The 19,830-nt window shown below is 66.0% G+C and carries 18 protein-coding genes; 7 read left to right on the plus strand and 11 right to left on the minus strand.

Annotated elements, in window-relative coordinates; all coding sequences use genetic code 11:
• The first annotated feature begins 42 nt into the window (after positions 1–42).
• Positions 43–999, plus strand: a complete 957-nt coding sequence (locus ACTJJM_RS02830) for a hypothetical protein (RefSeq protein ID WP_049455614.1) — start codon at positions 43–45, stop codon at positions 997–999.
• On the plus strand, positions 996–1,715 hold the full coding sequence (locus tag ACTJJM_RS02835) for a hypothetical protein (RefSeq protein ID WP_440865132.1): 720 nt from the start codon (positions 996–998) through the stop codon (positions 1,713–1,715). The genes ACTJJM_RS02830 and ACTJJM_RS02835 overlap by 4 nt, the downstream gene beginning before the upstream one ends.
• Before the next feature lie 81 nt (positions 1,716–1,796).
• Here ACTJJM_RS02835 and ACTJJM_RS02840 read toward each other — a convergent pair whose 3' ends face one another.
• The 7 genes from ACTJJM_RS02840 to murJ form a co-directional block, all read right to left on the minus strand.
• Positions 1,797–2,462 carry a lysoplasmalogenase gene (locus tag ACTJJM_RS02840; RefSeq protein ID WP_329758590.1) on the minus strand — a complete coding sequence of 222 codons (666 nt, stop codon included), beginning with the start codon at positions 2,460–2,462 and terminating at the stop codon, positions 1,797–1,799.
• Positions 2,459–4,342, minus strand: a complete 1,884-nt coding sequence (locus ACTJJM_RS02845; protein WP_329758592.1) for a M61 family metallopeptidase — start codon at positions 4,340–4,342, stop codon at positions 2,459–2,461. The genes ACTJJM_RS02840 and ACTJJM_RS02845 overlap by 4 nt, the downstream gene beginning before the upstream one ends.
• A gap of 182 nt (positions 4,343–4,524) precedes the next feature.
• Positions 4,525–5,475: a 4-hydroxy-3-methylbut-2-enyl diphosphate reductase gene (gene ispH / locus ACTJJM_RS02850; RefSeq protein WP_010483308.1), complete on the minus strand. Its 951-nt coding sequence runs from the start codon at positions 5,473–5,475 to the stop codon at positions 4,525–4,527.
• A gap of 27 nt (positions 5,476–5,502) precedes the next feature.
• Positions 5,503–6,027, minus strand: coding sequence for a signal peptidase II (gene lspA, locus ACTJJM_RS02855; protein ID WP_010483311.1), 525 nt, complete (start codon positions 6,025–6,027; stop codon positions 5,503–5,505).
• A complete protein-coding gene (gene ileS / locus ACTJJM_RS02860; protein WP_125437061.1) occupies positions 6,027–8,858 on the minus strand; it encodes an isoleucine--tRNA ligase in 2,832 nt (943 codons plus the stop codon). The genes lspA and ileS overlap by 1 nt, the downstream gene beginning before the upstream one ends.
• A complete protein-coding gene (locus ACTJJM_RS02865; RefSeq protein WP_010483316.1) occupies positions 8,855–9,802 on the minus strand; it encodes a bifunctional riboflavin kinase/FAD synthetase in 948 nt (315 codons plus the stop codon). Before ACTJJM_RS02865 ends, ileS begins: the two co-directional genes overlap by 4 nt.
• Before the next feature lie 75 nt (positions 9,803–9,877).
• Positions 9,878–11,482, minus strand: coding sequence for a murein biosynthesis integral membrane protein MurJ (gene murJ / locus ACTJJM_RS02870; protein WP_029379866.1), 1,605 nt, complete (start codon positions 11,480–11,482; stop codon positions 9,878–9,880).
• Between the two features lie 117 nt (positions 11,483–11,599).
• Here murJ and rpsT point away from each other — a divergent pair, with 117 nt between their 5' ends.
• On the plus strand, positions 11,600–11,869 hold the full coding sequence (gene rpsT / locus ACTJJM_RS02875) for a 30S ribosomal protein S20 (protein WP_005408560.1): 270 nt from the start codon (positions 11,600–11,602) through the stop codon (positions 11,867–11,869).
• A 215-nt stretch (positions 11,870–12,084) separates the two neighbouring features.
• Here rpsT and cgtA read toward each other — a convergent pair whose 3' ends face one another.
• The 3 genes from cgtA to rplU form a co-directional block, all read right to left on the minus strand.
• Complete coding sequence (gene cgtA, locus ACTJJM_RS02880; RefSeq protein ID WP_010483324.1) at positions 12,085–13,137, minus strand: Obg family GTPase CgtA; 1,053 nt, start codon at positions 13,135–13,137, stop codon at positions 12,085–12,087.
• A 193-nt stretch (positions 13,138–13,330) separates the two neighbouring features.
• On the minus strand, positions 13,331–13,594 hold the full coding sequence (gene rpmA / locus ACTJJM_RS02885) for a 50S ribosomal protein L27 (protein WP_005415704.1): 264 nt from the start codon (positions 13,592–13,594) through the stop codon (positions 13,331–13,333).
• An 18-nt stretch (positions 13,595–13,612) separates the two neighbouring features.
• Positions 13,613–13,921 (minus strand): 50S ribosomal protein L21, encoded by a 309-nt coding sequence (gene rplU / locus ACTJJM_RS02890; protein ID WP_005408557.1) that lies wholly within the window; start codon positions 13,919–13,921, stop codon positions 13,613–13,615.
• 337 nt (positions 13,922–14,258) lie between these two features.
• Between rplU and uvrA the strand changes: the two genes are divergently transcribed.
• From uvrA to ACTJJM_RS02905, 3 genes are all read left to right on the plus strand, one after another.
• A complete protein-coding gene (gene uvrA, locus ACTJJM_RS02895) occupies positions 14,259–17,249 on the plus strand; it encodes an excinuclease ABC subunit UvrA (protein WP_043396729.1) in 2,991 nt (996 codons plus the stop codon).
• On the plus strand, positions 17,249–17,656 hold the full coding sequence (locus tag ACTJJM_RS02900; RefSeq protein WP_010483330.1) for an acyl-CoA thioesterase: 408 nt from the start codon (positions 17,249–17,251) through the stop codon (positions 17,654–17,656). The genes uvrA and ACTJJM_RS02900 overlap by 1 nt, the downstream gene beginning before the upstream one ends.
• Before the next feature lie 85 nt (positions 17,657–17,741).
• Positions 17,742–18,467, plus strand: a complete 726-nt coding sequence (locus tag ACTJJM_RS02905) for an enolase (protein WP_099560428.1) — start codon at positions 17,742–17,744, stop codon at positions 18,465–18,467.
• Positions 18,468–18,539: 72 nt separating this feature from the next.
• Here ACTJJM_RS02905 and ACTJJM_RS02910 read toward each other — a convergent pair whose 3' ends face one another.
• Positions 18,540–18,986, minus strand: a complete 447-nt coding sequence (locus ACTJJM_RS02910; protein WP_010483333.1) for a copper chaperone PCu(A)C — start codon at positions 18,984–18,986, stop codon at positions 18,540–18,542.
• A gap of 34 nt (positions 18,987–19,020) precedes the next feature.
• Between ACTJJM_RS02910 and ACTJJM_RS02915 the strand changes: the two genes are divergently transcribed.
• The gene (locus tag ACTJJM_RS02915) at positions 19,021–19,797 is read left to right on the plus strand and encodes an enoyl-CoA hydratase/isomerase family protein (RefSeq protein ID WP_010483336.1); all 777 of its coding nucleotides are present in this window, start codon (positions 19,021–19,023) and stop codon (positions 19,795–19,797) included.
• Positions 19,798–19,830 lie beyond the last annotated feature (33 nt).

Below are 19,830 nucleotides of genomic sequence, written 5' to 3' on the forward strand. Positions count from 1 at the left end.
TAGTAATCTACGCGCCCTGTTCCACCGCGGTCCCCTTCCCCCATGAAAGCCTATCTCTGGTTCTGGGGCGCGTTCCTGCTGTTCTTCGCGTTGCCTTTTCCCTGCATTCTCTATTTCGGCACTTCGTGGCCGGTGGCGTTGGTCGACCGCAGCGCGCCGTGGCCGGCACTGTTGCTGCTCGCACTGTCGCTGGCCTTGTGGCTGACGCTGCTGTTCGCCTTCCTGCACTACCTGTTGCTGGGGCCACCGCGCGCACTGCACCGGGTGCAGTCGATCCTGGCCGACGGTGAACCGCGCAGTGCGCTGATCGAACAGGCCGAACAGACTGGCGTGCAGGTGCGCGGCTTCGCGCAGTGGAAACTGCAGTTGTCCTTCAAGAACCTGTCAGGTACGCCGATCCGCGAACAGATGCTGGTGGTCGACAGCAAACCCCAGCTGCATCGCTTCGAGGTGGGCAGGCACATCGATGCGCGCCTGGGCCGGACGCCCGGGGCATTCCCCAACATCGTGCTGGACGGTGCGCAGCCCGAACTGAATGTCGCCAGCCTGTGGCGGCGTGGCATCGGTGCAGCACTCGGCATCGCAGCCGTTGCCGCTGCCTATGTGTTGGCCTACCGGCTGCAGAACGAGGGGCTGGGCTGGACCTTCCTGTCGTTCGGTCACCCGCTGCTGGTATGCCCGCTGGTGCTGTGTGGCTATGCGCTGGGGCTGCGCCTGCTCGGCCGCCTGCTGCACGCCGATGCCCGCGGTGATGCGCTGAAGTATCGCGGCATCGGCGTGGAGGCCCGGGTATTGAAGGTCCGTCAGACCGGCACCTACCTCAACGAACAACCACAGGTGGAGTTCCAGCTGGAATACATCGACCGCGAAGGCAACGTGCAGCAGGCCCGCGTGCGCCGCTTCATCCCGCTGATTGAACTGGCCAACATCCCGCGCGAGCACGTAACGCTGCTGTACGACCCGGATGACCGCAGCAACGTGCGGCTGGAGGGAATATGAAGCAGCCTCCCTCCACCCGCACGGTGTTCCTGGTACTGCTGCTGGTTCTGGCGGGCGCGGCCATTGCCGGCGGCGCAGTGCAGACCATCAGCGAAACGCTGGGGCATTCGGTACAGCCGGACCGGTTGCCACCCTCCGTCCCGTCTCAGTCACCGCGCGAACAACCCGTATCGCTTGTGCCGTCCCCGGCGCCCTTCCCCGCGGCGAGTACCGCTGCGGCGCCCGAGCGCAACAATCGCCTGTTCGATGCGGACTACCTGCTGGCTGCCCGTCAGGCACTGGAGCAGCTGCCGGCACTGGCCGGCCAGCGGCTGACGGTCTTCCACAGCATCCACTTCTCCGACGATGGCCGCATCAACCTGGATCTGGTCGATCCGCAACAGCCGGGCCACGTCGACAGCTATCACTTTGAACGTGGCCAGTGGCGCAAGGGCAATCCGGTGAACCCGCAGCAGTTCGCGCCGACCATCAGCCTGCAGCGCAGCAGCACATCCCTGGCCAGCATCGATTTCGAGGCCGTGCCGCGCGTGGCGCAGGCATTGCAGGAACAACGCAATGCCCTGCAGAACCCCGCATCCGAAGTCGGCCACGTGTATGTAATCGTGCGCAAGGGCGGCAAGCTGGTGTGGCTGCCGGACGAAGTGGCCGGTGACCGCGAATCCGTGCGCCTGCAGTTCGATGCGCAGGGCTCTCTGCGCGGCGTGCACCGCCGATAGGCCACACAAAAGGGGACGGAGGGGATTAAGTCGTATTTGCCTTGGTGCGGTTTGCGACTTAATCCCCTCCGTCCCCTTTTTCTATTTCACCGAGCGGGCGATGGCGTACTGCGCGCCGTAGTAGGTGGACAACACCAGCAGGCTGGCCAACGGCAGGCCACCGGCGAAGCGGTCCCAGGCCAGCAGGGAATCGCTGGCCACGAACAGCAATGCACCTGCCGCGGCCCAGCGGGCGCTTCGGGCGTCCACAGCACCGGGCTGCGGGCTGCGCCACTGCCGTGCCAGGGCCAGCACCGCCATCGACGCCAGCACCACCACGTAGGCCAGCACCGGCACACGCATCGGCACCGGCAGGTGCGGCCACAGGCCCATCACGTTGAGCACGGCAAATGCACCCAGCAGCACAGCGGCGCCGAACAGCCCACGCCCGGCACGCAGGCCATCGCGGAAGGCGACGATGTAGCAGACATGCGCCAGCAGGAACGCGACCAGTCCCGGCACGAACGCATCCATCGGCAGCATCAGCGCGATGTCGCCCACGCACGACAGCAGCATGCCGGCCAGCACCGCGCGGCGGTAGAACGGCTGTGCCGGATCATGCACACGCCAGGCGATGGCCGCGATCAGCAGCGTGGTCGCGGGCTTGGCCAGCCAGTGCAGCCATCGCCCATCGCCGTGCAGGAACGCGCCGACGATGGCGAGGATCGCCATCAACAGGACCACGCCATCGCGGACGCGCGACTTCATCGCGCCTTCCACAGATCTGCAAGGCGGTCGGGCTTACCGGTGATGCGCTCCAGCACCGGGTACTGCAGGCCACCGTGGTAAGCGATGCTCATGGTTTCAATGCGGTCGAACTGCTTCACCAGCAACATGATCGGCGCCTTGTCCTTCGCTGCCGCAGCCACCGCGTCCTTCAAGCGCTGGCTGCTGTACTCGCGCCCGCCCACCGCGATCACCTTCATGCCAGGTGCAAGACCGGCGTTGAAGGCCGGGCTGTCCCAGATCACATCACCGACCGTGCCGTTGTCGAGCACGGCCGCACCCAGCGAGTACGCCAGCAGCGCCGCCTTCGCGCGCTTCTCCTGCGCCTTGTAGGCATCGTTCGGGGTATCGCGGTAGACCAGCTTCCAACCCGCCAGCTCCAGGCCGCCAGTCAACGAACCGTGGCCGTCCAGGCGCCCGCGCAGGAACGTGGCCCAGTCGTACGGCGCGATGCCGTTCAAGGTCGCGACCACGTCATTGAAGGTGTACGGATTGACGTCCCAGTCGCCATTGCCGACGCCGAAAAAGGCGCGCGCGAAGTCGTCCAGGCTGCGGCGGTTGCCGCTCAGTTCGCGCAGCTTGCCCTCCACTTCCAGCCACAGCATCTGGCCGCCGGAGTAGTAGTCCTCGCTCATCTGGTAGTTGCGATACGGCAGCGTGCGACGCTGGGCGATGGTCGGGTCATTGGTGGTGTCCTGCAGCGGACGCCAGGCCAGGCCCGGGCGGCCACGGTCATAGGTCGCGGCCACATTGGCCAGCATGTCGCGCGCCTGCGCAGCCGACCACAACCCCGAGCGTGCTGCCAGCACCTGCCCCCAGAACTGGGTCTGCCCTTCGTACACCCACAGCAGGCTGTCGCCCATGGGCACGTTGAAGTTTGCGGTGGCCAGGTCGGCGCCGCGACGGTACTTGCCGTTCCAGGAATGGGTGTACTCGTGCGGCAGCAGGTCACGCATCCACGCGTTGCTGTCCCACTCGGTGAAGTAGCCCGGATCGGCACTGTTCTCGCTGGAACGGTGATGCTCCAGGCCGATGCCACCGAGGCGGTCGGTCAATGCCAGCAGGAACTCATAGTGGTTGTAGTGGCGCGCACCGTAGAGCTTGTCGGCCTGCTGCACCAGCGCGCGGTGCATCGTGATCTGCGCCTCGCTCGGCTTCAGCGACTTGGCGTCGTCGGCAAACACATTGAGGTGCACCGGCACCTTCGCACCCGGGTCGAGATCGATGCGCTGGTAGTGCTCACCGGCGAACAACGGCGAATCGACCAGGTGGTCGTAGGAGATCGGCTTGAACACCACGGTGTCGCCGTCGCGGCGCGCGGTTTCCAGCGCAGTGGCGAACGACCAGCCCTTGGGCAGGGTCACGCTGGCCTGCGCCTGCAGCTGCCGTGCATCGATGCCGGCCGGATACAGCGAATTGGCATTCCACTGCAGGTTGAGCATCTCCGGGGTCATCACTACCCGCCCCTGGCTGCCACCCTGCGAAGACAGGAAATCGAAGTGGGCGACGATCTCGCTGACGCCCTCCGGTACGTTCACCTTGAAGGCATAGACGTTGTACTGGTCGCGCTGCCAGGCCAGCGGCCTGCCGTTGGCGGTCACGCGCAGGCCGGCCAGCTTGTCGATCGGGCCGGTGGGCGAATGGTTGCCGGGAATCCACTGCGGGTACAGCAGGGTCATCGGGCCGGGCTTGGCCGGTACGGTGGCGGTCACCTTGAAGATGCGACGGGCCAGATCGCGCGCGTCGACCTCGATGCGCAGCAGGCCGGCAGCCGCCGCGTTCGCCGGTGGCGAGGTCTGCGCCAGTGCAGGCGTGGCCGCCAGCGCGAACAGCAACGACATCGCCAAGGCTCGGGTCTTCATCGGGCAACTTCCAACAACGGAGAATCTTCCGATGCTAGGCCTGTAAGGTGCCCCGCCCCATGGCCAAAGGTCATGGGCAGGCCGCCCATCCTTGCATGCGAAAAAGCGTGCGAACCCAGGTTCGCACCCGCCAGAGCAGTTTCAGTAGATCCACGCCATGCGTGGATGAGGCGCTTCCGCGGTCAGTCGACCAACCGCAACCGCAGTTCCTTCGGCAGCGCGAACACCATCGATTCCGGTTCGCCGTCCAGTTCGCCCACGCCGCTGGCGCCCAGCTCGGCCAGGCGCGCGAGCACGCCGTCGACCAGCACCTGCGGCGCCGAGGCACCTGCGGTCACGCCGATGTGCTGCTTGCCTGCCACCCACGCCGGATCGATCTCGTGCGCGCCGTCGATCAGGTACGACTCCACGCCCTCACGGCGGGCCAGCTCGCTCAGACGGTTGGAGTTGGAGCTGTTCGGCGAACCGACCACCAGCACCAGGTCGCAGCGCTTGGCCAGGTCGCGCACGGCGTCCTGGCGGTTCTGCGTGGCGTAGCAGATGTCGTCGTTCTTCGGGCCCTGCATCGCCGGGAAGCGCTCGCGCAATGCATCGATGATGCCGCGCGTGTCGTCCACCGACAGCGTGGTCTGGGTGGTGTAGGCGAAGTTTTCCGGCTGGTTGATGTGCAGCGTGGCAACCTGCTCCACGTCCTCCACCAGGTAGATCTGGCCGGTGCCGGCTTCGCGGTTCCACTGGCCCATGGTGCCTTCCACTTCCGGGTGACCCGCGTGGCCGATCAGCACCACGTCACGGCCGGCACGGCAGTGGCGGGCGACCTCGAAGTGCACCTTGGTCACCAGCGGGCAGGTGGCGTCGAACACCTTCAGGCCACGGCGGTCGGCTTCCTGACGCACGGCCTGGGACACGCCATGGGCGCTGAAAATGACTGTGTTGTTGTCCGGCACTTCATCGAGTTCTTCGACGAAGATCGCGCCGCGCTGCTTCAGGTCGTCGACCACGAAGCGGTTGTGCACCACTTCATGGCGGACGTAGATGGGTGCGCCCAGCGTTTCGATCGCGCGCTTGACGATCTCGATCGCACGATCGACACCGGCACAGAAACCACGCGGGTTGGCGAGCAGCACATCCATCAGTTCAATCTCCCGGCAGCGGCCGGCTTACGGTTTCGGATTGGCATTATCCGCCTTTTTGGCGGACTTGCCGTCGAACAGGCCAAACAGGGCGATGCCGATGGCACCCACCACGATGGCCGAATCGGCGATGTTGAACGAGGGCCAGGTGTAGCTGCCCACGTACCACTGGATGAAATCGACCACGTGGCCGTGCACCTGGCGGTCGATCACGTTGCCGATCGCGCCGCCGATGATCAGCGCATACGGCACGGCCGCCTTCCAGTTGCCACGGGCGGTGCCACGCAACCACCAGGCCATCAGGCCGCTGATGACGATCGCCAGCACGGTGAAGAAGTGCTTCTGCCAGCCACCGGCGTCGCTCAGGAAACTGAACGCCGCACCGGTGTTGTAGGTGCGGTACCAGTTCCAGAAGCCGTCGATGACCACCACCGGCTGGAACTCCGGCAGGCTCGACAGGACCCAGGCCTTGGACCACTGGTCCAAGCCGATGATGGCCGCCGACAGCAGCAGCCAGACCAGGGCGTTCGGATGTGGACGGGGCGCGGCCATCAGAACCAGCTCCGCACTTCACCGGCACCGGTGATGTTGCTCACGCAGCGACCGCACAGCTCCGGATGATCGGCATTGCTGCCGACGTCGGCGCGGTGGTGCCAGCAACGCACGCACTTGGCCTTGGTGGTCGGCTGGGCGCTGACGAACACCTCGTCGGTGGTCGCCGGACGCACCTGCACGTCACCACTGATGAACAGGAAACGCAGTTCATCGGCCAGCGGCTGCCAGCGCGCGGCCTGCTCTTCGCTGGCGGCGATGGTGATTTCCGCTTCCAGCGCGGCACCGATGGCACCGTTGGCGCGCATCGGTTCCAGCACCTTGGCCACTTGCTCGCGCACAGCCAGCAGCTGGTCGAAATCGGCGGCGTTGAGCTGCGCATCGGCCGGCAGCGGCGCCAGGCCGTCGTACCAGGTGGTGAACAGCACGTGGCCGGCGTGCTCGCCCGGCAGGTAGCCCCACAGCTCGTCGGCGGTGAAGGTCAGGATCGGTGCGACCCAGCGGGTGAACGCTTCGGCGATGTGGTACATCGCGCTCTGCGCCGAACGGCGACCGTGCGAATCGGTCGGCATCGTGTACAGGCGGTCCTTGGTCACATCCAGGTACAGCGAGCCCAGGTCCACGCTGCAGAAGTTCAGCAGCAGCTGCACGATCTCGGCCATGTTGTAGCCGTCGTAGGCCGCCTTGATCTTCTCCTGCAGCTCCCACGCGCGATGCACGATCCAACGGTCCAGCGCGACCATCTGATCCAGCGGCTGCAGGTGCTGGGCCGGATCGAAACCGTCCAGGTTGCCGAGCAGGAAGCGTGCGGTGTTGCGCAGGCGACGGTAGGCGTCGGCGTTACGCTTGAGGATCTCCTGCGACAGCGACATCTCGTTGCTGTAGTCGGCCGAGGCGATCCACAGGCGCAGGATGTCCGCGCCCAGCTTGTTCATGATGTCCTGCGGCTCGATGCCGTTGCCCAGCGACTTGGACATCTTGCGGCCGTGCTCGTCCACGGTGAAGCCGTGGGTCAGGCACTGCTTGTACGGGGCGCGCTTGTCGATCGCCACGCCGGTCAGCAGCGAGGACTGGAACCAGCCGCGATGCTGGTCGGAACCTTCCAGGTAGAGGTCGGCCGGCTTGCCGAAGCCACGCGCGGCGAGCACGCCCTCATGAGTCACGCCCGAATCGAACCAGACGTCGAGGATGTCGGTGACCTTCTCGTAGTCGGCCGCTTCGGCACCCAGCAGTTCGGCAGCATCCAGCGAATACCACACGTCGATGCCCTCGGCTTCGACGCGGTCGGCGACCTGCTGCATCAGTTCCACCGAACGCGGGTGGATCTCGCCGGTATGGCGATGGGTGAACAGTGCGATCGGCACACCCCAGGTGCGCTGGCGCGAGATGGTCCAGTCCGGACGACCGTCGACCATGCTCTGGATGCGCGCCTTGCCCCAGGTCGGGAACCAGCCGACGGTGTCGATGGCGGCCAGCGCATCGTTGCGCAGGTTGGCCTTGTCCATCGAGATGAACCACTGCGGAGTGGCGCGGAACACCACCGGCGTCTTGTGGCGCCAGCAGTGCGGGTAGCTGTGGCGGATCGGATGGAACGCCAGCAGCGAACCGTTGTCGCGCAGCACGCCGACGATGGCCTCCTGCGCCTTCCACAGGTGCTGGCCAGCCAGCACCACGTCACCGGCCGGCGGGGTCGATTCCAGGTACACGCCACGGCCGTCGATCGGGGTCACCTGGCCGGCGTTGTACTTGTCCAGCAGGCCGTACTTCTGGCTGACCACGAAGTCTTCCTGGCCATGGCCGGGGGCGGTATGCACCGCACCGGTACCGTCCTCGTCGGACACATGGTCGCCGTTGAGCACCAGGATCCCGCGTTCCGGGTAGAACGGATGCGCCAAGAGCTGGTTTTCCAGCGCCGCGCCGGTGGTTTCACCGTGCAGCACCACTTCGTCCACGCCGTAGCGCTGCAGTGCGCGCTCGGCCAGCGCGGCAGCCAGCACCAGCCAACGGCGCTTGCCGTTGTGCGCCGGGCCTTCGGCCAGGATGTAGTTGATCTCCGCACCAAGTGATACCGCCAGCGAGGCCGGCAGCGTCCACGGGGTGGTGGTCCAGATCGGCACCGCCACTTCGACGTCGGCCGGCACGCTCACGCCGAACGCCTGGCCGATGGCCTGCGCATCACGCGCGGCGTAGGCCACGTCGATCGCCGGCGATTCCTTTTCCTGGTACTCGATCTCGGCCTCGGCCAGCGCCGAGCCACAGTCGAAGCACCAGTACACCGGCTTGGCGCCGCGGACCAGGTGGCCGTTGGCCACGACCTTGGCCAGCGCACGGATCTCGTTGGCTTCGAAGTCGAAGCTCAGGGTCTTGTACGGGTTGTCCCAGTCGCCGGTCACACCCAGGCGCTTGAAGTCCACGCGCTGGATGTTGATCTGCTCTTCGGCGAACTCGCGGCACTTCTGGCGGAATTCAACGGCGTCGAGCTTGGTGCCGACCTTGCCCCACTTCTTTTCGACCGCGATCTCGATCGGCAGGCCATGGCAGTCCCAGCCCGGCACGTAGGGCGCATCGAAGCCGGCCAGGTAGCGCGACTTGACGATGATGTCCTTCAGGATCTTGTTGACCGCGTGGCCGAGGTGGATGCGGCCGTTGGCGTACGGCGGGCCATCGTGCAGCACGAACAGAGGGCGGCCGGCGGCGTTGTCGCGCAGCTGCTGGTAGAGCCCCTGCGCTTCCCACTGCGCCAGAATGCCCGGCTCGCGCTTGGGCAGGTCGCCGCGCATCGGGAATTCGGTGGCTGGCAGGTTCAGGGTGGTCTTGTAGTCCTGGCTCACGCAGTGGCTCGCAATCTATGTTCGGAAAGGATGGCGCGCGCCTGTTCGGCGTCGCGGTGCATCTGGTCGGTCAGGGCCGCCAGATCATTGAATTTCTCTTCGTCGCGCAGCTTGGCGACGAATTCCACTTCGATGTGTCGACCGTACAGGTCGCCCTGGAAATCGAACAGGTGGGCTTCCAGCAGCGGCTCCACGCCCTCCACCGTCGGCCGCGTGCCGAAGCTGGACACCGACGGCCACGGCTGGTCGAACACGCCGTGCACCCAGGTCGCGTAGATGCCCGACAGCGCAGGGGTCTTCGGGAAACGCAGGTTGGCGGTGGGGAAGCCCAGCGTACGGCCGAGCTGGCGCCCGCGCACCACCCGGCCGCTGATCGCGTACGGTCGGCCCAGCAGATCGTTGGCGCGGGCGAAGTCGCCCTCCTGCAGCAGCTGGCGGATGCGGGTGCTGGAGATGCGCTCGCCATGCAGGTCGACCGCTTCGATTTCACCCGCGGTAAAGCCCAGTTCGGCGCCCATCTTCTGCAGCAGGGCCAGGTCGCCGCGACGGCGGTTGCCGAAGCAGAACTCCGGCCCGATCCAGACCTCACGCGCACTCAGGCGATTGACAAGCAGCTGGTGCACGAAGGTCTCGGCCGGCATCGCCGCCATTGCCGCGTCGAAACGCAGCAGGCCGATCGCATCGACACCGAGCTCGCGCAGGATCTCGACCTTGCTGCGGGCCAGGGTCAGCCGCGGCGGCGGCGTGCCCTGGGCGAAGAATTCACGCGGCAGCGGCTCGAACGCCACGGCCACCGCGGCCACGCCCAAGGCGCGCGCGCGGGCAACCGCGTGGCGGACCAGCGCACGATGACCCAGGTGGAGGCCGTCGAATGCACCGATACAGACCACGCTTCCGTTCGGGAACAGCTCCCCGCCCTCGACGCTTCTGAACAGCCTGCTCATCAACTCTCGTTCCGGCCCGACCGGGGCCGCCGTTTCAATGGTGTAACCCTGAAGTATAGCCGCCACGGGCCGCGATCAATGCCCACGCAGGTCGCGCGGGCGGAAGCCCATCGCCAGCATGGCCACCGCGTAGGTCGCACCGCCACCGCCGACCAGCAGCGACAGGCTGCCGATCCGCTCCCAGACACCCATCGCGGAGAACGCTGGCAGCCAGTGCAACAGGGCCAGCAGCACACCAACCATGGCCGCACAGGCCAGCAGCAGGCGCAGCAGATAGCCGCCCCAGCCCGGCCGGCGCTGGTAGACGTCGGTCTTGCCCAGCCAGTACCACAACAGGCCCAGGTTCAGGTAACTGGACAGTGCGCTGGCAATGCCCAGCGCCAGGTGCAGGCCCGGCTGCTTGCCGATGGCCGCCATTACGCCCTGCGCTTTCAGCTCATCGGGCACCATCACCTGGTACAGCACCGCCAGCAGCGCGAAGTTGAACACCATGTTGGCCACCAGCGCGGCCACACCGGCACGGACCGGAGTCTTGGTGTCCTGGCGGGCGTAGAACGCCGGCAGCACCACTTTCAACAGGGCGAACGCCGGCAGGCCGAAGCTCAGGCCGTACACCGACAGCGCGGTCATGCGGGTGTCGAAGGCGCTGAACTGGCCATGCTGGAAGATGGTCGCGATCAGCGGCTCGGCCAGCAGCAGCAGGCCCAGCATGGCCGGCACCGAGATCAGCAGGGTCATGCGCAGGCCCCAGTCCAGCGAGCGCGAGAAGCCCTCGCGGTCAGTACTCACGTGGTGGCGGGCCAGCGCCGGCAGGATCACCGTGCCCAGCGCCACGCCGAACACGCCCAGCGGCAGCTCCAGGAAGCGGTCGGCCAGCGACAGCCAGGACTGCGAGCCATCGGTCAGCTTGGCCGCGATGACGGTGTCCAGCAGCAGGTTGATCTGCGCCACCGACGAGCCGAACAGGGTCGGCACCATCAGCGTCATCACTTTGCGCACGCCCGGGTGGCTCCAGCCCCAGCGCGGCAGGGTCAGCAGGTTGATGCCCTTCAGTGAGGGCAGCTGGAACAGCAGTTGCAGGATACCGGCGGCCAGTACCGCCCAGCCCAGTGCCAGGATCTGCTTCTCTGGAGTGCCGCCCAGCCGCGGGGCCAGCCACAGCGCACCGGCGATCATGCACAGGTTGAGGATGACCGGGGTCAGCGCCGGCATGGCGAAGCGCTGGAAGCTGTTCAGCGCACCGCCGGCCAGCGCGGTGAGCGAGACGAACAACAGGAATGGGAAGGTCAGGCGGAACAGGTCGATCAGCAGGCCCTGCTTCACCGGGTCGGTATCAACGCCGCTTGAGAAGACCGAGGCCAGCTGCGGTGCGAAGATCAGCGCCACGGCGGTGACCAGCATCAGCACCCCACCCAGGGTACCGGCGGTGCGGGCCATCAACTCACGCAGTTCGGCGTGGCTGCGGGTTTCCTTCACTTCCGTGAACACCGGCACGAAAGCGGTGGCGAAAGAGCCTTCGGCGAACAACCGGCGCAGGAAATTGGGTACCCTGAAGGCAACCCAGAACGCATCGGTGACCGCATTGGTGCCGAACGTGGTGGTGATCACCTGGTCCCGGACAAGTCCGAGCACCCGCGAGACCATGGTCATGCTGCTGAACGACAGCAGGCCTCGCAACATCTTCGGTGAACTCACTCAGCGTCCCTCTTGACAATCGACTTGACGTGCATTTCTCGGGCCATCATACTAGCTAGCTTGCTGTTCCCATAACACCGATTTTTTCAGGAAACCACCACCGTGGCCAATATCAAGTCCGCCAAGAAGCGCGCCAAGCAGACCGTCGTGCGCAACGCGCGCAACGTGGCTCAGCGCTCGATGCTGCGCACCGCTGTCAAGAAAGTGATCAAGGCGCTGGACGCCAACGATGCCGCCGGCGCCGAAGCCGCCTTCGCCGTTGCCCAGCCGATCCTGGATCGCTTCAGCGCGCGTGGCCTGATCCACAAGAACAAGGCTGCTCGCCATAAGAGCCGCCTGAACGACCGCATCAAGGCCCTCAAGGCCGCCTGATCCGGCGTTGCCGCCCTGCCCTTCGGGGTTGGGCTGCAGACAAAAGCCCGGCCTCGGCCGGGTTTTTTGTTGCCTGCGATCCAGCTTATGTAGAGCCGAGCCCACGCTCGGCTGCCGTCTGCGCGGAAAGCCGAGCATGGCTCGGCTCTACAGCAAAAGCAGTCCCAACAAAAAACCCGGCCGAAGCCGGGTTTTTGCACGGAACCACAACGGCATCACTGCGCGTTGCGGGCTTCCAGCTCGTCTTCCTTCTGGCGATCGAAGAACGCCATGATCCGGCTCATGATCGGGAAGGTGCCTTCGCGGCCCAGCGCCGAGACCAGGAACCACGGCTCCTTCCAGCCCAGCTCGGCGACGATCTGCTCGGCCGCGGCCTTCGCTTCGTCTTCGAACATCAGGTCAGCCTTGTTCAGCACCAGCCAGCGCGGCTTCTGCAGCAGCTCCGGATCGTGCTTTTCCAGTTCGCGCTCGATCGCACGCACCTGCTCGACCGGGGAAATGCCTTCCACCCCACCTTCCATCGGCGAGATGTCCACCAGGTGCAGCAGCAGACGGGTGCGCTGCAGGTGGCGCAGAAACTGCGCACCGAGGCCGGCGCCATCCGCGGCCCCTTCGATCAGGCCCGGAATGTCGGCAATCACGAAGCTGCGGTAGTTCTCCACCTTCACCACACCCAGGTTCGGGTACAGCGTGGTGAACGGGTAATCGGCCACCTTCGGCGTTGCCGCCGAAACGGCGCGGATCAGGGTGCTCTTGCCGGCGTTGGGGAAGCCCAGCAGGCCGACGTCGGCCAGCAGCTTCAACTCCAGCTTCAGCGTGCGCTCTTCGCCCGGCTCGCCCGGCAGCGCCTGGCGCGGCGAGCGGTTGGTCGAACTCTTGAAATGCATGTTGCCCAGGCCACCACGGCCACCCTTGGCCACCAGCAGGCGATCGCCGTGCTGGGTCAGGTCGCCGATGACTTCATCGGTGGCGACGTTGATCACCACGGTGCCGACCGGCACGGTGATGGTCAGGTCTTCGCCGCCCTTGCCATAGGCCTGGCGCCCCATGCCGTTCTCGCCACGCTGCGCCTTGAAAATGCGGTCATGGCGGAAGTCGACCAGGGTGTTCAGGTTTTCGTCGGCGCGGATGTACACGCTGCCGCCCGCACCGCCGTCGCCGCCGTCCGGGCCGCCGAGCGGAATGAACTTCTCGCGACGGAAGCCAATGCAGCCGTTGCCGCCGTTGCCGGCGAACACTTCGATTTCTGCTTCGTCTACCAGTTTCATTGTTTCGATGCCTGCGATGGGCGCGGCCTGCCAGCCGCCGCCTTGAATGTCATGCCAGCCACTGGCCGGCAACCCGGCCTGGCCGGTCTTGCGTCCACTCTAACGAAAAGCCCCGCCGAAGCGGGGCTCTTCATGCAGCGTGCTCTTCATCCAGCACGGCCATGCCGAGGCACGGGTGCCGGCGATGCCTGGATCAGGCGTCGGCCGAGACGATGCTGACGGTGCGACGCTTCTTGGCGCCCTTGACCGAGAACTCCACCTTGCCGTCCACGAGGGCGAACAGGGTGTGGTCACGGCCCAGGCCAACGCCCGAACCCGGATGGAACTGGGTGCCGCGCTGACGCACGATGATGTTGCCGGCTTCGATGGCCTGGCCGCCGAAGATCTTGACGCCCAGGTACTTCGGGTTGGAGTCGCGACCGTTGCGCGAGGAGCCTACGCCCTTTTTATGTGCCATGACTGCTTCTCCTGATGCTTAGCCGGCGATGCCGGTGATCTCGATTTCGGTGTAGTACTGACGGTGACCCTGACGCTTCATGTGGTGCTTGCGGCGACGGAACTTGATGATCCGGACCTTGTCAGCACGACCCTGGGACAGGACCTTGGCGGTGACGGCAGCGCCCTTCAGCGCATCGCCCAGCTTCACGCCGTCGCTGTCACCCAGCATCAGGATGTTGTCAAACTTGATCTCGCTGCCGACTTCGACTTCGAGCTTTTCAATGCGGAGCTTTTCGCCCTGCGCCACGCGGTATTGCTTACCGCCGGTGACCAGTACTGCGTACATGACCAGGCCTTCCTCTGTAGTTATTGTGGTCTGAGCTGCCGCCATCGAGGGCGGACAGGAGCGGAATTGTACGCAGATCAGCGGGCGCGGGTCAAGTCAACCCCTGCACAGCCCGGGGCCGGCCCTGTAGGGCCGAGCCATGCCCGGCTGAACGGTCCGGGGCCCAGGCAGCCGGGCATGGCCCGGCTCTACACAAAGCTGTCGGCCTGTCTCATCAGGTGAGACATCGGGCTGGCATTGTCGCCCATTGCCCCCATCTGGTCACCTCGGTAGGCTGACCGATTGCCGTTCCCTGCTGGCCCGGCACCCAGCCAACGCCCCCACAACCGGATCCCCCATGGCGATGGATTTCATCCGCATCCGCGGCGCGCGGACGCACAATCTGAAGAACCTCGACCTCGACCTGCCCCGCGACAAGCTGATCGTGATCACCGGCCTGTCCGGTTCGGGCAAGTCCTCGCTGGCGTTCGACACCATCTATGCAGAAGGCCAGCGCCGCTACGTCGAATCGCTGTCGGCCTATGCGCGCCAGTTCCTGAGCGTGATGGAAAAGCCGGACCTGGACCACATCGAAGGCCTGTCTCCGGCCATCTCGATCGAGCAGAAGTCGACCTCGCACAACCCGCGTTCGACGGTCGGCACCATCACCGAGATCTACGACTACCTGCGCCTGCTGTACGCCCGCGTCGGCACTCCGCGCTGCCCGGACCACGGCTATCCGCTGGAAGCGCAGACGGTCAGCCAGATGGTCGATCAGGTACTGACCCTGGACCCGGAACAGCGCTACATGCTGCTGGCCCCGGTCATCCGCGACCGCAAGGGCGAACACGCCCAGGTGTTCGACCAGCTGCGCGCGCAGGGCTTCGTGCGTGTGCGCGTGGACGGCGAGCTGCATGAAATCGATGCGGTGCCGCCGCTGGCGCTGCGCCAGAAGCACACCATCGAGGCGGTGATCGACCGCTTCCGCCCGCGCGAGGACATCAAGCAGCGCCTGGCCGAGAGCTTCGAGACCGCGCTGAAGCTCGGCGATGGCATGGCCTCGGTGCAGAGCCTGGACACCGCCGACGCCACGCCGGCACTGTTCTCCTCCAAGTACTCCTGCCCGGTCTGCGACTATTCGCTGCCGGAGCTGGAACCGCGTCTGTTCTCGTTCAACGCACCGATGGGTGCCTGTCCCGGCTGCGATGGCCTGGGCATCGCCGAGTTCTTCGACCCTTCGCGCGTGGTCGTGCACCCGGAGCTGTCGCTGGCCGCTGGTGCGGTGCGTGGCTGGGACCGTCGCAACGCCTACTACTTCCAGCTGATCGCCTCGCTGGCCAAGCACTACAAGTTCGACGTGGACGCCGCGTGGAACTCGCTGTCGGCCAAGATCCAGCAGGCCGTGCTGTACGGCAGCGGCGACGAAACGATCACCTTCACCTACTTCACCGAAGCCGGTGGCCGCACCCAGCGCAAGCATCGCTTCGAGGGCATCATTCCCAACCTCGAACGCCGCTACAAGGAAACCGAATCGCCGGCGGTGCGCGAGGAGCTGTCCAAGTACATCAGCGAACAGCCGTGCCCGGAATGCAACGGCGCGCGCCTGAACAAGGCGGCACGCAACGTGTTCGTGGCCGATCGTCCGCTACCGGAGCTGGTGGTGCTGCCGATCGACGAGGCACTGAAGTTCTTCAGCGAACTGAGCCTGCCGGGCTGGCGCGGCGAGATCGCCGCGAAGATCGTCAAGGAGATCGGCGAACGCCTCGGCTTCCTGGTCGATGTCGGCCTGGATTACCTGACCCTGGAGCGCAAGGCCGACACCTTGTCCGGAGGCGAGGCGCAGCGCATCCGCTTGGCCAGCCAGATCGGCGCCGGCCTGGTCGGCGTGATGTACGTGCTCGACGAGCCGTCGATCGGCCTGCACCAGCGCGACAACGAACGCCTGCTCGGCACCCTCACCCGCCTGCGTGACCTGGGCAACACGGTGATCGTGGTCGAGCATGACGAGGATGCGATCCGGCTGGCCGACTATGTGCTGGACATCGGCCCGGGCGCGGGCGTGCACGGCGGCGAGATCGTCGGCCAGGGCACCCTGCAGGACATCCTGGAGGCACCACGCTCGCTGACCGGCCAGTACCTTTCGGGCAAGCGCGCGATCGAGATCCCGGCGCGCCGGCACACCCCGAACCCGAAAATGACCCTGCATCTGCGCGGGGCGACCGGCAACAACCTGAAGGGCGTGGACCTGGCGATTCCGTCGGGGCTGCTGACCTGCGTGACCGGCGTGTCCGGCTCGGGCAAGTCGACCCTGATCAACGACACCCTGTTCTCGCTGGCCGCCAACGAGATCAACGGCGCCTCGCATCCGATCGCTCCCTACAAGGAGATCGATGGCCTGGACCTGTTCGACAAGGTGGTGGACATCGACCAGTCGCCGATCGGCCGCACCCCGCGTTCGAACCCGGCCACCTACACCGGCCTGTTCACTCCCCTGCGCGAACTGTTCGCACAGGTGCCCGAAGCGCGTGCGCGTGGCTATTCGCCGGGCCGCTTCAGCTTCAACGTGCGCGGCGGCCGCTGCGAAGCCTGCCAGGGTGATGGCCTGATCAAGGTCGAAATGCACTTCCTGCCGGACGTGTACGTGCCGTGCGATGTCTGCCATGGCAAGCGCTACAACCGCGAGACGCTGGAGATCCTGTACAAGGGCTTCAACATCAACGACGTGCTGGAAATGACCGTCGAGGATGCGCTGAAGCTGTTCGAGCCGGTGCCGTCGATCGCGCGCAAGCTGGAAACACTGGTCGACGTCGGCCTGAGCTACATCAAGCTGGGCCAGAGCGCGACCACATTGTCCGGTGGTGAAGCGCAGCGCGTGAAGCTGTCCAAGGAACTGTCACGCCGCGATACCGGCCGCACCCTGTACATCCTCGACGAGCCGACCACCGGCCTGCACTTCCACGACATCGAAGCGCTGCTGGGCGTGCTGCACAAGCTGCGCGACGAAGGCAACACGGTGGTGGTGATCGAGCACAACCTGGACGTGATCAAGACCGCCGACTGGATTGTGGATCTGGGACCGGAAGGCGGCCATCGCGGTGGCACCATCCTGGTCACCGGCACGCCGGAGGACGTGGCGGCCTGCCCGCAGTCGTACACCGGCCAGTTCCTGGCCCGCATGCTGCCCTCCACCAGCGCGCGCCCGGAGCAACCGGCTGCGGTGGCCAACAAGCCCGACGCCCGTCCGCCACGCAAGGTGAAGCCTGAGAAGCCGGCGAAGAAGGCGGTGGCTGCCAAGAGCACCGGCAAGACCAGCAAGACCGCGACGACCCGCAAGAAGAAGGACGCCTGATGAGCAGCGAACACAAGATCCTGGCCCGCATCCCGATCAGCGTGCGGTGGCGCGACATGGACAGCATGGGCCACGTCAACAACGCCAAGTACATTTCCTATCTGGAAGAAGCCCGCGTGCGCTGGATGCTGGGCGTTGAAGGCGTGTCGATGACCGACCGCATCGCACCGGTGGTGGCCGCGACCAACGTCAACTACCGGCTGCCGATCGTGTGGCCCAACGACATCCTGGTCGAGCTGTTCGTCGAGCGCCTGGGCAACAGCAGCGTGACCATCGGCCACCGCATCGTCGACCAGCAGGACGATTCGAAGCTGTATTCCGACGGTAACGTGGTGGTGGTCTGGATGGATACGCAGACCGGCAGGAGCGCACCGCTGCCGGAGGCGATCCGCAGCGCGTCGAGCTGATCCGCTTCTGGTAGATGCCGACCTTGGTCGGCGTCTGGTCCGCCGGGCATGGCCCGGCGCTACCGTTGCAATTCAAAGGATTGACATGATCCACCAGACTGAACTGAGCGACCTGCTGCCCGGCATGGTCCCCTTCCCCACCGACGTCTTCCCCGCTGACCAGGCGTGGCTCGCCCAGCATCTGCTGCCGCTGCTGAAGATCGACCTGGGCGTGCTGCGCCCGGAACTGGCCGGCCAGGTGGCAACGATGCTGTGCCCGATCGAGCCGTATGACGGCTGCATCGGCGAGACCACCGAAGAACACCACAACGATTTCACCGGCACCAACTGGATCGCCTTCGAACTGACCGCCGGCAACGAGATGCGCTTTCTCGGCAACGAGGGCTATTTCATCGGCGACGCGGTGCAGGACAAGCACGCGCAGGAACACATCGCACAGATGCGCGAGAGCTACGCCAAGGCCCGCGACTACCATGCCGCGCACGGCCGTCTCGCCTGCTACTCGCGCTACGGCAACGGTGAGGCCAGCGAGCGCGATTACCTGGATACGCTGGGGGGACCGATAGGCTTCGGCAACTGGACCGAGACCGCGGAGATTCCCGCGGCATTCGAACTGGGCTTCACCGACGCTGCCGATGACCCCAACGCTGCGGACGATGCTGAAACGGTGATCATCACCCGCAATGGCAACACGTTCTTCGCCGTGGCCGACGTGGCCGGCTACAACTGGTGCGCCACCGGTGCCGATGCGATCGTGATGCTGTACGAGCCGGAAAGCCGCACGGTGCTGTTCTCGTACGACTGGACGTAAGCCCCCGCAGTAGTGCCGGCTGCTGGCCGGCATTTCCTGTGCTGCCGGCCAGCGCCCGGCACTACCATCCCGCTACGGCGCAGCCTTGCGCACGGTCAGCGCCGCACTCGCTTCGCCACCGCCTTCCAGCTGCAGCCGCAGCGGCAGCGCCTGGCCTTCCTTCAACGGGCCCTTGCCCTGCATCAGCATCAGGTGCAGGCCACCGGGCTTGAGCTCGGCACGCGCGCCCGGTGCCAGTGGCAGGCGCTCGATCGCGCGCATCCGGCTGACCCCATCGACGATGGTGGTTTCGTGCAGCGACACATCGCCAAACACCGCACTGCTTGCGCCGGTGATCACCACCGCCTTGCTGCAGCCGTTGTGGATCACGCCGTAGCCGGCGGTCATCGGCATCGCCGGATTCGGTGGCAACCGCGCCCAGCCCTGCTCCACCGTGACGCAGGCCGGTTCCGCCGCCGAAACCGATGCTGCGGCCGCACACAGAACCAACAGTACGCCAACGAATGGTTTGGTTATCATCGTCCAGCTTCCTTCTTCGCAACGAGACCGCAGCATGACGACGCTCATCGAGGTGATCAACCATGGCCCAATTCGCGAACTGCGCCTGGCGCGGCCGCCGGTCAACGCACTGGACACCGAACTGTGCCGGCAGTTGATCCATGCCATCGAGCTGGCCATGGCCGAAGACGCGCACGGCATCGTGCTGTCGGGCAGCGAGCGCATCTTCACCGGCGGCATGGACGTGCCGCACCTGCTCTCGCATGGAGATGACAAGCACAAGTTGCTGGACACCTGGAACGCCTTCTTTGGCGCCGTGCGCACGCTGGCCGAGAGCCGCATTCCGGTGGTCGCGGCGATCACCGGCCACGCCCCGGCGGGTGGCTGCGTGCTGGCCCTGTGCTGCGACTACCGCGTCATGGCGCGCAGCGCCGATCCGTCGCGACCGTATGCCATCGGCCTGAACGAAGTGCAGGTCGGCCTGATCGCACCGGAGGGCATCCAGCGCCTGCTGCGCCGTGCGGTGGGCGTGCACCGCGCCGGTGTCCTGCTGACCACCGGTTCGCTGGTGCCGGCCGAACAGGCGCTGCAGATCGGCCTGGTCGACGAACTGGCCGAAGGTGACCTGGTGGTCGCGCGTGCCGTGGCCTGGCTGCAGAACCTGCTCAAGCAGCCGCGCCAGCCGATGCTGCTGACCCGCGCCATCGCCCGCGCGGATCTGCACGTGGCGCTGCAGCCGGACCTGATCCAGCTCGACCGCTTCGTCGAGGCCTGGTTTGCGCCGGACGCACAGAACGCCCTGCAGGCGCTCGTGGCCCGCCTCGGCAAATAGCGGTTGCCTCGCCCGGGGTCAGATCCCTTTCGC

The organism is Stenotrophomonas sp. 22692 (assembly GCF_052045015.1).
GTDB lineage: Bacteria > Pseudomonadota > Gammaproteobacteria > Xanthomonadales > Xanthomonadaceae > Stenotrophomonas > Stenotrophomonas geniculata.